This is a genomic window from Flavobacterium sp., assembly GCF_017744675.1.
In the GTDB taxonomy this organism is placed as follows: Bacteria; Bacteroidota; Bacteroidia; order Flavobacteriales; family Flavobacteriaceae; genus Flavobacterium.
This window is the reverse complement of sequence record NZ_JAGIAV010000004.1, coordinates 1,403,027-1,416,428: the sequence shown is the minus strand read 5'-3', so window position 1 is coordinate 1,416,428 and position 13,402 is coordinate 1,403,027. Positions and strand designations below refer to the sequence as shown.

At 32.0% G+C, this 13,402-nt stretch carries 11 protein-coding genes; 7 read left to right on the top strand and 4 right to left on the bottom strand.

Going from position 1 to position 13,402, the window contains the following annotated elements; genetic code table 11:
* Position 1 precedes the first annotated feature (1 nt).
* Positions 2-1,276 carry an O-antigen translocase gene (locus J7574_RS16315; protein ID WP_290970816.1) on the top strand — a complete coding sequence of 425 codons (1,275 nt, stop codon included), beginning with the start codon at positions 2-4 and terminating at the stop codon, positions 1,274-1,276.
* Here the strand turns inward: J7574_RS16315 and J7574_RS16310 are convergent.
* On the bottom strand, positions 1,273-2,409 hold the full coding sequence (locus J7574_RS16310) for a glycosyltransferase (protein WP_290970815.1): 1,137 nt from the start codon (positions 2,407-2,409) through the stop codon (positions 1,273-1,275). The two genes, J7574_RS16315 and J7574_RS16310, sit on opposite strands and share 4 nt — an antisense overlap.
* A 45-nt stretch (positions 2,410-2,454) precedes the next feature.
* Here J7574_RS16310 and J7574_RS16305 point away from each other — a divergent pair, with 45 nt between their 5' ends.
* Complete coding sequence (locus J7574_RS16305) at positions 2,455-3,534, top strand: glycosyltransferase (RefSeq protein ID WP_290970812.1); 1,080 nt, start codon at positions 2,455-2,457, stop codon at positions 3,532-3,534.
* Positions 3,534-3,941, top strand: coding sequence for an FdtA/QdtA family cupin domain-containing protein (locus J7574_RS16300; RefSeq protein ID WP_290970809.1), 408 nt, complete (start codon positions 3,534-3,536; stop codon positions 3,939-3,941). Before J7574_RS16305 ends, J7574_RS16300 begins: the two co-directional genes overlap by 1 nt.
* Here J7574_RS16300 and J7574_RS16295 read toward each other — a convergent pair.
* The 3 genes from J7574_RS16295 to J7574_RS16285 are packed head-to-tail and all read right to left on the bottom strand — an operon-like array spanning position 3,924 to position 6,418.
* Positions 3,924-4,853 (bottom strand): glycosyltransferase family 2 protein, encoded by a 930-nt coding sequence (locus J7574_RS16295; protein ID WP_290970806.1) that lies wholly within the window; start codon positions 4,851-4,853, stop codon positions 3,924-3,926. The genes J7574_RS16300 and J7574_RS16295 overlap by 18 nt on opposite strands.
* Positions 4,854-5,735, bottom strand: coding sequence for a glycosyltransferase family 2 protein (locus J7574_RS16290; protein ID WP_290970803.1), 882 nt, complete (start codon positions 5,733-5,735; stop codon positions 4,854-4,856).
* On the bottom strand, positions 5,735-6,418 hold the full coding sequence (locus tag J7574_RS16285; protein WP_290970800.1) for a cell division ATP-binding protein FtsE: 684 nt from the start codon (positions 6,416-6,418) through the stop codon (positions 5,735-5,737). The genes J7574_RS16290 and J7574_RS16285 overlap by 1 nt, the downstream gene beginning before the upstream one ends.
* 308 nt (positions 6,419-6,726) lie before the next feature.
* Here J7574_RS16285 and J7574_RS16280 point away from each other — a divergent pair, with 308 nt between their 5' ends.
* The 4 genes from J7574_RS16280 (at position 6,727) to J7574_RS16265 (ending at position 13,211) form a co-directional block, all read left to right on the top strand.
* Positions 6,727-9,741, top strand: a complete 3,015-nt coding sequence (locus J7574_RS16280; protein WP_290970797.1) for a tetratricopeptide repeat protein — start codon at positions 6,727-6,729, stop codon at positions 9,739-9,741.
* A gap of 87 nt (positions 9,742-9,828) precedes the next feature.
* On the top strand, positions 9,829-10,692 hold the full coding sequence (locus J7574_RS16275) for a PhzF family phenazine biosynthesis protein (protein ID WP_290970794.1): 864 nt from the start codon (positions 9,829-9,831) through the stop codon (positions 10,690-10,692).
* A gap of 138 nt (positions 10,693-10,830) precedes the next feature.
* Complete coding sequence (locus J7574_RS16270) at positions 10,831-12,585, top strand: TonB-dependent receptor (protein ID WP_290970791.1); 1,755 nt, start codon at positions 10,831-10,833, stop codon at positions 12,583-12,585.
* Positions 12,586-12,761: 176 nt separating this feature from the next.
* Entirely contained in the window at positions 12,762-13,211 is a 450-nt protein-coding gene (locus tag J7574_RS16265) for a hypothetical protein (protein ID WP_290970788.1), read from the top strand.
* The last annotated feature ends 191 nt before the right edge of the window (positions 13,212-13,402 follow it).

The window sequence follows — 13,402 nt, the reverse complement described above, 5'->3', positions numbered from 1 at the left end:
TTTGAATTTCTATAGAAAAATAATTCAAATCAGTTTGTTTAAGATCACTTCTTTAAACAGTTTCAGTGTTGCTTTGAAAATCGGAATCGGATTAATTACATCAAAAATTCTTGCGATTTTCGTTGGTCCAAACGGAATGGCTTTGGTCGGCAATCTTCGTAATTTCTTGACTTCATTAGAAAATATTTCCACTTTAGGTTTTCAAAACGGAATTGTAAAATATACGGCTGAAAATGAAAAAAGCAAAACAGAACTAGAAAGAATAATTTCTACAGTTTTTATTAGTTTATTAGTTGTTGCGTTTTTGCTAAGTAGCATTTTATTTTTTACAGTATCTTATTGGAATCAGAAAATCTTTGGAAATAATGCCGAATATTTGATTGTTTTTAAAGTTCTAGCTTTAGTTTTACCAACTTACGGACTTTCTATTTTTTTAATAACTGTAATTAATGGTTTGGGCAAATTTCAAAAAGTAATTTGGATCAATATTATTGGAAACATTATTGGCTTATTGATTTCCATTTTCTTGATTTTGCAATTTAAAACTACAGGAGCTTTGCTTTCAATTGTAATTGCACCAGCTTTACTGTTTTTTATCACGTTTTATTTGGTTCAAAAAGAAATTCAGTTTCTTCAGTTCATAAAATTAAATGTTTTCGATTTTAGAGTTTTAAAAAATCTTTCGTCTTATTCTCTAATGGCATTAGTTTCATCTGTTTTGGGACCCTTTGTATTTCTTGCAATTCGAAATTATATTATTCAGAATTTAGGTATTGAACAAGCGGGATATTGTGAAACTATGACCAGAATTTCAAGCTATTATTTAATGTTCGTCAGTACCATTTTAAGTGTTTATTTTTTGCCAAAATTGTCCAAAGCCAAAAATGATTCAGAAACGAAAACTATTTTTTGGCAGTACTATAAATTCATTCTCCCAATTTTTGTTTTGGGTTTAACCACACTTTATTTTACTAGGTCTTTTATTATTGAGTTACTCTTTACAAAAGAATTTTTACCTGTAACCGATTTGTTTTTCTGGCAGCTTTTAGGAGATGTTTTCAAAGTTTGCGCTTTAATTTTAGGTTTACAGTTTTTCGCTAAAAAAATGACTTCAGCCTTTATTATTGCCGAATTATTTTCGCTTTCTGTTTTGTATTTTGCCAGTTTATATTTTATAAAAATATTTCAAATTGAAGGCGTCGTAATTGCTTATGCTTTTAATAATTTATTTTATCTAATGGTTTTGGCGGTTTATTTTAGAAAAAGTCTATTTTAGTTTTCATTCCACTTCTTAATATACTTTTCTGCAATTTTTATATAATGATGATGCTCTTCTATAAAAGCTCTCGCACGTTTTCCGATCGCAGTAATTTCATTTGGATTTTCAATTAAAAAAGACAATTCATTTACCAGATATTCAACGTTTGGAATCGCATTTATGCAGACTTTTTCAGAAAGATTATAATATTCTCTAAACTCAGTTTCGGCTCCTGTAAAAACTACTTTTCCTTTTGCCATTGCTTCGAGAGCATTGTATCCTTGATCGTAAGCATAAACCATATCTAGCAAAATATGACAGCTGTTGTACAAATTAATATATTCTGAATAAGGAACGCTTCGAACAGTTATGATCTCCACTTTCGAAGGATATTTTTGTTGGATTATTTTCAAAGCTTTTTCAAAATAATCATTTCCTTTTTTTAAATAATTATCTTGGTTGATGCCATGAAAAAGGATGATTTTATCTGCAATATTTAAAGGTTGAAAAGGAAGTTTTTCAATGTTAATCGGATTCGGAATTAATCCTAAATATTTCTCATTTCCTTTCAGCGGAAGATGATAATCAAAATCGGTAGCAATGATGCCTCGGTTGTTATTGTAGATGAATTGATGCAGTTTGTAAAATGTTTTTTGGCGAAATTTAAGAATATTCCCAAAAGATTTTTTATCAATTTTATGATTCAAATATAGCGGAATGACCGATTTAAAATCGGGATTTTCAAAACAATGTTTTACATTCAAATAATCGTAGCCACAGCTTAATAAATAAAGCTTTTTATTGTTTTTTAAAAGAGTCGAAATAATCTTTTTTTCAAAATAAGGTTGGCATTGAAAACTGTTTTCATTGATTAACTGCACGACATCAAAACCCGAACATTGCTTTTTTAATTTTAGAAATTGACGATAAGTTAAGTACGAACTAATATCAAATCTGGAGATTTTGTAAACAGCAATTTTTACCTTTTTAAGCAAACCCGAATCCCATTTTTTAAGAATAGGAAAATCAACAGGAAAATTTTTAAAACCGTCATTCCGACCAATTATAAAAACTTCATGTCCTAAAGCCACTAAACCATCTTTCAGAGAATTGTGCAAATGGCTGTATTCGCCTACCAATAAAACTTTCATTTATATGTATATTTGACAAATATATTTACTTTTTCACTTAAAAGCATGAATAAAAAGAAAGTTGCACTTGTTTCAAATTCTTTAGGAAAAGGAGGAGCAGAACGTTTTGCAGCTTTACTGACTTTTATGTTAGAAGATTCTGGTTTTGAAGTGCATTCGATTATTGTTAATGATCATTTAGATTATTCTTATGCAGGAACTTTATTCAATTTAGAAAAAGAAAGTTCAGGTTCATTTTCTTTTTTTAAGAAATTGAAAAAAGGGAAATTATTGAAAAACTATTTAGTTCAAAACAATATTGAGATTGTAATCGACAGCAGATCACGAAATGTATTGTTACGAGAATTAATTACCAGATTTGTTTACCGTAATTTTAAAATCTATTATATCGTTCACAGCTATAATTTTAAAAATTATTTTCCTACTTCAAAGTTTTGGTCGAGAATGCTTTACAAGAATGTGGAAGCTTTAATTTGTGTTTCAAAAGCGATTGAAGAAAAAGTAAACAGGTTATTCGAATTGAAGAATACCACAATGATTTATAATCCCTTTTTTATTTCTGACAAAGAATTAGAAAAAGGTTCCGAAACAAAAAAAGTGGTTTTATTCTTTGGAAGGTTTGAAGAAAAAGTGAAAAACTTTACATTGATGCTCGAAGCTTTTTCTCAATCAAAAATATATGAGAAAGGGTATCATTTGCATTTGATGGGAACTGGAAACGATTTAGATTTTATTCAGCAAAAAATTGTATCCTTAACAATGAGCGATTATGTTGAAATTCTTCCCTTTAAACAAAATCCTTTTGAAGAGGTTCGAGAAGCAAAATTTACAATTTTGACAAGTAATTATGAAGGCTTTCCTTTATCAATCGTAGAATCATTAGCTCTGGGAACACCTGTTATTTCAGTCGATTGCAATTCTGGACCACGAGAAATTATCCAAAATGAGTTTAATGGGTTGTTGGTAGAAAACCATAATCCGAGAGCTTTAGCTGAAGCCATGAACCGTTTTGTAATTAACGACGAATTGTATCATTTTTGCAGAAACAATGCAGCTGAAAGCGTAAAACATTTGTCTTTAAAAAACATTTCAGAACAATGGAAGAATCTTCTAAATCATCAATAATGGCGAATATTTCAGATATTCAATTGATCGAAATTCCTAAAATTCAGGATCGTAGAGGAAATCTTTCGGTTGTAGAAGGAGATACAATTCCGTTTGTTTCCAAAAGAGTATATTATTTATATGATGTGCCCAGCGGAAGCAAAAGGGGCGGGCATGCACATATTGAACAGCAAGAATTTTTGATTGCTTTGAGCGGTAGTTTTGATGTAGTTTTAAAAGATGGGAAAGACATAAAAACGGTAACGCTGAATAAGCCGAATGTTGGTTTGCTAATAGTTTCTGGAATTTGGCGTGAACTTAAAAATTTCTCTTCGGGAAGCGTTTGTCTGGTTTTGTCTTCGGGAGAATTTCTTGAAAAAGATTATATACGAGAATACAAAAAATTCAGGTTATTTAAAGACAGATGAACCCATTCCAATATTTGCTAAAACGGTTTTCAAGGAAATTAAAATGCGTAGAGCAAATGCAGGGAGGCGAAGTAAAATTCTTTTTTTCCAACCTAATTTTTCTAAATCAATCGGATTTGAATATTGATGAAAAAGTGCTGTTTCTCCAGATAATTTGCTTTTAATAGCAAGAGAAAACCGATTTAAATCCAGGAACTTTTTTAAATCTAAATTTGTTTTTTCAGCTTTTTCAAATTTTGAAAAATCCATTTTTTCTTTCATCAGATTTTTGTTTTTCGAAAGGCTTTTGGGATCGTAAACATATCTTGCCAATGTTTTCGAGGAAAAAACAACTGGAAAAACAAGTCCAATTCGAATCCATAAATCAGTGTCTTGGCCGCTTTTAATTTTGGTGTCAAAATTTCCAATTTCAGCAAAAACAGATTGATGAAAAACAGCGCAAGAGGTACAGAGAACAGTTTCTTTTAGACTGGCTTTAAAATAGTTTACAATTTCAAATTCTTCATTTGTTTTTGAAATCGAATATTGCGCAGAGATTACTTTTTTTGAAGTGTCAAATTCAATTGCCGCCGAAAAAACTTTTTGATTTGGAAGTTTTGAAATATTAGTAAACATCGTTTCTAAAAATGTCGGATACCAATAATCATCGGCATCAAGAAAAGTAATAAAATCGGCCGATGCTTTTTCGATTCCGTAATTTCTAGCCGTAGAAGCACCTTCGTTTTCTTTACTAAAATAATAGATTCTCGAATCTTTAAATTGAAGTAGTTTTTCTTCGCTTTTATCTGTCGATCCATCATTTACCACAATTATTTCAAAGTCCTGAAAAGTCTGATCCAAAACACTTTGTATCGTGTTTTTGATAAAACTTTCTTTGTTGTAAAGTGGAATTATGATAGAAAAAAAAGCCATTTATTTTGTTTTTAGAAAACAGTAATAACCTAATTTATAGATGTCAAACAGAAAAAGTGATGGTTTCTCTGAAAGCAAATTTTGCTCAATTTTTCGTTCAGATTTCTTAAAAACAAAATTAAAAACAGAAATCAGTTTCATTTTTTTTAAGAAGTCAAATGAGCCGATAATTTTACTTTCGTTTTTTGATATTTTATTTGAAGAATCTAAAAAAGCTAGATTTTCTAAAGCCGTTTTTGTTTTGTTTAGAAATAAATTGGAAGATTCTAAATTTAGATGAAAGACTGGATTTTCAATATGTTTAATCTCAATTTGATTGCATTTTAAAACAGCGAAAAAAAGCAAATCTTCGTAACCATATTTAGTCAAACTTTTATCAAATGGAAAACGAAGAAGAATTTCTTTTTTAATCAATAGATTCGAAACCAATGCCGTGTTTGATGGATTTTTATTTCGTTCAGATAAACTTAAAGCTTCTCTTTCTTTGCCGTAAATCCAGCGTAAAAGCTGTTCTTGCGAAGGTTTTTTATTTTCATATAAAAGTCCGCCAAAAACAATTTTATTTTTTATTTCTAAAATATAATTCGAAATAAAATTATCAGAAACAGGAATCGTGTCAGCATCCAAAAACAGCAGATTTTCATAAACCGCTTTTTGTGCCAATAGATTTCGAATAGCACTTCTTCCAATATTTTTTTCTAAAATGGAATAAGAAGCCTTTTTCAGCTGATTAATTTTTTCATTTTCAGCTGTAAACTCTTGAGAAGCATCGTCTAAACTAAGAATTTCAAATATAATTCCGCAAGAACTGCATTGCTTTACGAGTTCGCTTGCAAGCGGTAAAACATTGTAATTGTAAACCGGAATTAAAATAGAGAGCATTACACGCTTCTTTGCACCACTTCGAAGATTCTTTCATCTTCGCATTTTAGGGTTTTAGATGGAAATTTCATCAATAAAGCATAATCGTGAGTTGCCATGATGACAGTTTTTCCTGCAGCATTGATTGCTTTTAAAACTTCTAAAACTTCAGAACTAGTCTGCGGATCAAGGTTTCCTGTCGGTTCATCGGCTAAGATAAATTCTGGATCATTTAGAAGTGCTCTTGCAATCGCAACACGCTGTTGTTCTCCACCAGAAAGCTGATGAGGCATTTTGTTTACAAAATCTTTCATGCCTACTTTGTCCAAAACTTCATCAATTTTGTGCTCCATAGCTTCTTTTTCGGTCCATCCAGTAGCTCTCAAAACAAAAAGCATATTGTCTTTGATGGAACGGTCTGGAAGCAGTTTAAAGTCCTGGAATACGATCCCGATTTTACGTCTCAAATACGGAATGTCGTTTTCTTTTAAAGTTGCCAAATCAAATTCTACAATATGACCTTCACCTTCAATTAATGGTAAATCAGCATATAAAGTTTTTAGAAAACTACTTTTTCCAGAACCAGTTTTCCCGATAATGTAAATAAACTCACCATGCTTAACATCTAAGTTAATGTGAGATATAATTTTTCTTCCTTCTTGATATATAGTGACTTCTTTGAGAGATAGTACGGTTTGTGACATAATAAAATTGGTTTGAATGGTAAAAGTAATAAGATAACGCTTGTATTCAAAATAAATTTCGCTGATTTCTGAATAAAATTTGTAAATAAAGAAATGAAAATTTAAACCGTATAAGTTATGTGAGTTCATTTTGGTTAACCTGCTAAAATCTACTAGCTTATAATTACTTATATAACTTATATGCTTCAATTTGCTTTTTATAATGCCTCTAAAATGTTTGTTATTGAATATTTACTCATAATAAATTCAAGAAACGTTTCGTTATAAACCGTATAAAATGATACATTTGAATACTAAATATTATTAAAATGCGTAAACTTTCCAGGTTCTTTTTATTCCAAATTTTCCTTGCTTCGAGTATAGCTTCAGCACAAAAATCGGCTATTTATACTTACGAATTAAAGGATTTTGACAAAGCACTGGCTTTATATAACGACAAACAATATGCTTCGGCGCAATTGATTTTTGAAAAAGTAAAAAACAATACTACAAATGAAGAAGTGCAGTCTGACTGTGCTTACTACATCGCAAATTCTGCCATTAGAACCAATAAAGCAAATGCCGATGCTTTGATGGAGCAATTTGTAAATGATTATCCAACAAGCACCAAACAAAATCAGGCCTACATAGAGGCTGCGCAATTTTTCTTCGAACAAGGAAATTACCCAAAAGCATTGCAATGGTTTGATAAAGTAGACGAAAGCTACATGAGCAAATCGGAGGCTGATAAGTTTAACTTTATGAAAGGTTACAGCTATTTTAATGCTAAAAAGAAAAAAGAAGCGACCAACTATTTTAACAAAGTGGTAAATTCTAAAGAATATGGCTCTCAAGCCAAATATTATTTAGGATTTATGGCTTATGAAGGCGACGATTATAAAGAAGCTACAAAGTATTTTGATGAGGTTTCGGGCGAAGAAAAATACAAAGAGAAGCTGTCTTATTATCAAGCTGATATGAATTTCAAATTAGGAAATTTCCAAAAAGCAATTGATTTAGGTCAGCAAGCAATGGGGAAATCAAATGATATTGAAAAATCGGAGCTGAATAAAATTATTGGTGAAAGTTATTTCAACTTGAAGCAATACGGAAAAGCCATTCCATATTTGGAAAAATATGCTGGTAAAAAAGGAAAATGGAACAATACTGATTTTTACCAATTAGGTTATGCGTATTACGAGCAGAAAGAGTACGAAAAGGCAATTTCTCAGTTCAATAAAATTATTGAAGGAAAAGATTTTGTAGCTCAAAATGCCTACTACCATTTAGGTTTGAGTTATTTAAATACGGGCAAAAAGCAAGAAGCTTTAAACGCTTTTAAGAATGCTTCTGAAATGGATTTTAATGCTCAAATTCAAGAAGATGCAGCTTTAAATTATGCTAAATTGAGTTATGATATCGGAAATGCGTATCAAGCCGTTCCTGGAATTTTATTAGACTTCCTTAAAAAATATCCAAACAATTCAAGCCGTGCTGAGGTAGAGAAACTTTTGGTTGATTCTTATATTTCTTCTAAAAACTATAAAGAAGCTTTGGCTTTATTAGAGAAAAATAGAACGGCTGAAAACAAGGCGGCGTATCAAAAAGTGCTTTTCTACCGCGGATTAGAATTGTACAACGAAAATAATTACCAAGAAGCAGGTAAAATGTTCAAAAGTGCGATTAGCGAACAAAAAACACCTGAGTTTACCGCTCGTGCGACTTTCTGGAAAGCAGAAACAGAATATTTGAATGATGATATGCAGAACGCACTTCTGACTTACAAACAATTCGCCGGAATGCCAGCAGCAAAGTCTACAGACGAATATAAAAACATCAACTACAATATTGGTTACACGTATTTTAAACTGAAAGATTATGATCAGGCGGCAAACTCTTTTCAAGCTCAGATTGATAATTCGCCTTCAGATAAAAACCGTTTAAACGATTCTTATTTACGTTTAGGAGATTGCCGTTTTGTAACTTCAAAATATAGTGCGGCAAACGAAGCGTATGCAAAAGCGATTGCTGCCAAAGGCGTAGATGCAGATTATGCACAATTTCAAAAAGCACTTTCTTATGGCTTTATGTCAAATAATGCTAAGAAAGTAGATGAATTGAATAATTTCCTTCAGATGTACAAAAAATCATCTTATCGTGATGACGCTTTATTTGAATTAGGAAATACCTATGTTGCAGAAAAGAAAAATGAACAAGCACTGAAAACTTACGATCAATTGATTTCTGAATTTAACAATGGATCATTTACTTCCAAAGCAATTTTAAAACAAGGTCTTATTTATTACAATTCAGATCGTGATGAGCAAGCATTGACAAAGTTCAAAAAAGTAGCAGCTGAATTCCCAAAAACTCCAGAAGCTTTAGAAGCAGTTTCAACAGCAAGATTAATTTATGTAGATTCTGGAAAAGTGCACGAATATGCAACGTGGGTTCGTACATTAGATTTTGTTGCCGTTACAGATGCAGAATTGGATAACGACACTTACGATGCAGCTTTCAAACAATACAGCCAAAACAATTCTAAGCAGGCGATTACAGGTTTTGCAGGTTATATTTCTAAATTCCCGAATGGAATGCATGCCTTGGAAGCCAATTTCTATTTAGCGCAACTTACTTATGCAGAAGGCTCTGAAACTAAATCTATTGCAAATTATCAGTTTGTAATCGATCAGCCTAGAAATGAATTTACCGAGCAGGCTTTAAACAGACTGGCTCAAATTTATTTGAAATCAAAAGATTGCGATAAAGCAATTCCGGTTTTAACAAGATTAGAAAGTGAAGCAGATTATCCGCAGAACAAAACTTTTGCGCAAGCGAATTTGATGAAATGCTACTATGACAAAAAAGATTACGATCGTTCTGTAGTAGCAGCTGACAAAGTATTAGAAAATCCGAAATCAGATGCAGGTGTAAAAGCAGATGCACAGATTATTGTAGCACGTGCGGCAATGCAAACAGGAAACGAAGATAAAGCAAAAGCAGCTTATGCAAAACTTTCGGCTACTTCAAAAGGAGAACTAGCGGCAGAAGCTTTGTATTACGATGCGTATTTTAAAACGAAAGAAGGAAAATTTGAAGCTTCAAATACAGCAGTTCAAAAACTGGCAAAAAGCTATTCGGCTTATAAATATTATGGAGCTAAAGGTTTAGTCTTAATGGCGAAAAACTTCTACGGATTAAAAGACAGCTATCAAGCAACTTACATTTTAGATAACGTAATCAACAACTTTACAGATTATCCAGATGTGGTAGAAGAAGCTAAGAAAGAATTAGCTGCGATAAAATCGGAAGAGTCAAAAACAAATTCGTCAATTAACCGATAATTTATTAATGAAATGTAAAATGTTATCTGTGAATTGAAATAAGACAGAAGAAACATTTTACATCTTACAAAACACATTTTACAAAACATGAGTTTACCTTTTTACATAATTGATGTTTTTGCTGATAAAAAATATGCTGGAAATCAGCTGGCGGTTTTTTTGGATGCTGAAAATTTGAGTTCAGAAGAAATGCAACAGATGGCAAGAGAGATCAACTTCGCTGAAAGCACATTTGTTACCAAATTAGATAAAGAAAATAATAAAGCGGAGGTTAGAATTTTTACTCCAGCTCAAGAAATGCAGTTTGCTGGACATCCGATTATTGGAACTTCTTGGGTTTTGATGAATAAAATTTTTGACCATTCGCCAAGCGAAATAAAATTAGAAGTTCCGATTGGACCAATTCCAATTAATAAAACAGGAGATTTGGTTTGGTTGAAAGCAGCGCAGCCGAAGTTTTGGGACACTTTTTCTAAAATAGATTTTACGTTTTTCAGCAATCTCCAAGTAAGCGATTTCGAAAATCAGTTTCCAATTCAAGAAGTGACAACAGGAAGCGCTTTTGTAATGGTGGGATTAAGCAGTAAAAGAGCTTTAGAAAATTTAGTTTTAGATAAAGACAAAACAGACGAATGGCTAAAACAGCATTGCAAAACAAGTCATAGAGGGCTTTACTTTTATTATTTGGAAGGTTCAAAATTGTTTAGCCGAATGTTGTGTATCGAGCATAACCAACTGGTAGAAGATGCTGCAACAGGAAGCGCAAGTACATGTTTGCAGGCTTTTCTTTTGAAATACCATTTGCCAGAATTCGAATTGACAAATTATCAAGGAGATTATATCGGTCGTCCGTCTGAGATTTATTTTAAAGGAAAATTAACTGGCGATCATTATGATATTAATATTGGAGGAAAAGCTCAGTTTGTGGCCAAAGGCGAGTGGGAAGCGTAATAATTAGAGAATTAGAAAATTAGATAATGTAAGAAGTGAAATGTGAAAATGTAAAAAATGAAAAGTAAGTTGTAAAAAAAATATTTTACATTTTTCATTTCACATTTTACAAAAAACATTTTACCAAATAAAAGAAACATGAAATTAAACTGCCGACATAAAATCATCATTTTGTTAGTATTATTTGCTGCTCAGTTTTCGTTTGCACAGGTAAAGAAAAACGAGAGCATCGGAACCGAGACAGTAAATGTTGTAAAGCCGTATTCGCCAACTATTTCAGATGCTTTTAAAGTGAAAGAAACTCCTTCGCTTGACGACAGCGGCAATCAGCCAAAAGAAGTCATTAAATACAGTATTTTGTCTGTTCCTGTGGCATCGACATTTACGCCTTCTAAAGGAAAAGCCGAAGGTGTGGAAAAGGCTAAAAAAGAAAAATTGTTTAATAATTATGCGACTGTAGGCGTTGGAAATTACAGCACTTTAAATGCCGAATTATTCGTTAACCAAAATTTAGGAAACAACGATTATGTGGCAGGAATGTTTCGTCATCATTCTTCTCAAGGCGGAATTAAAGATGTGGAATTGAATGATGAATTTTACGATACAGCAATAAATGTAGGTTATGGTCAAAATAATCGCGATGTGACTTGGGGAGTAGATTTAGGATACCAAAACCAAATTTACAATTGGTATGGGCTTCCGTCAGATTTTGGTTCTACGATTCCAGATCAGCGTTATGATTTGGTAAACAGCATCAATCCAGACCATTCTTATAATACTATTTCGCTTGGCGGAAATGCAGAATTTAATGAAAGCATTTTTAGCAAACTTTCAGCAAGATTTACCCATTTTTCAGACAGTTACTCTTCGTCAGAAAATAGATTTTTTGTAAAACCGACTTTTACAGTTGATGTAATGGATCAGGCTATTAAAACAAACGTTATTGTAGATCACGTAAGCGGTTCTTTTAAGAATAATTATTTGCAAGACAATACAGAAGCTTTAAAATACAGTTTTACAAATGTTGGAATTGAGCCAAGTTTTGTAATCAATGAAAACGAATGGACATTAGAATTAGGAGCTGGAATTTACTATAGTGCAGATTCTGAAAACAGCGGGAATAAATTCTATTTCTATCCAAAAGTAAATGCTTCGTATAAATTGGTTGGCGATTTAATGATTTTCTATACGGGAGTAAACGGAACTTTAAATCAGAATTCTTATGCAGATTTTGTAACTGATAATCCGTTTTTATCTCCAACTTTAAACATGCGTCCGTCTAGCACGCAATACAATGTTTTTGCGGGTTTAAAAGGAAAATTGGCCAACAATGTAAATTATAACTTAACAGGTTCTTATTTGAATGAAAAAAATAAAGCGCTGTTTAAAGCAAATGATTATACAGAAGTAATTACAAACGAAGATTATGCTTTCGGAAACTCATTTGGAGTAGTTTATGAAGACATTAGAACATTTCGTTTTTATGCAGAATTAAAGGCTGACTTCTCTGAGAATGTAACTTTCGGAATCAACGGAACTTTCAATAGTTACAATACAGATAATGCAGTTGAAGCATGGAATTTGCCTTCAATGAAATTAAGTTCGACTTTAGACGTTAATATTACAAAGCAATGGTATGCAGGATTGAATGTGTTTTATGTGGGTGAAAGAAAAGACATGCAAGTAAATACTTCTTTAGGGATAAATGCTGAGCCAATAACGCTAAAAAGTTATTTTGATGCCAATGCTCATTTAGGATATAAATTCAACGAACGTTTGACGTTTTTCTTGAAATTGAATAATATTGGAAATCAAGCTTACGAAAAATGGTTAAATTATCCTGTTCAAGGATTCCAGGTTTTAGGAGGCGCAAATTATAAATTTGATTTTTAAGGCTTAATGCCACAAGATACCAAGGCACAAAAACATTTTAAATGAATGTGCCTTTTTTTTTCAGCCATGAACTCATGAATTTTTTGGAGTAGATTCGTGAATTCGTGGCTGTTTTTTTTAATAAAGAAAAAACCTTTGCATCTTTGTACCTTAGAACCTCAGTACCTTAAAAAGAAATGACTTTTAAAGAAAAAATATATTCTCACTATACTCAAATGGTTCAAGACCGAATAGATGTTTTTAAAGACATGATTTCTGGATTGACCGAAGATTCAAAAAACGATGCCAAAGGTTCTGCGGGCGACAAACACGAAACTGCTTTGTCGATGATGCATATCGAGCAGGAAAAACTCACCAATAAACTCAAAGAGGCAATTGAGCAAAAAGGAATTCTCGATAAAATAGATCCGCTTAAAACGACAGAAAATATTGTTTTAGGAAGTCTGGTAAAAGCAAACGGAATTTATTTATATGTAAGTGTTGCTTTACCTAAAATTGCGATTGACGGGATAAATGTTATTGCGCTTTCTCCGCAATCTCCTTTAGGAAACCATTTGATGGGAAATAAAGCCGGATTCCAATTTGAAATAAATAAGACGCATTACACTATTGAAAGTGTAGAATAAGTCCTTCTTCGCTATCAACTTTGTCAAAGTTTTAAACTTTGACAAAGTTCTGTACGTAACCATCTTTACCCAATCTTGTCATTCTGAGAAACTAGGAATCGCACAAGAAATTCCGTTAGGAATGAACGAATATTGTAGCAACGGATTTTAATCCGTTGAATAAAAATAAGCGTCCCAATAGAGTTCCGTAG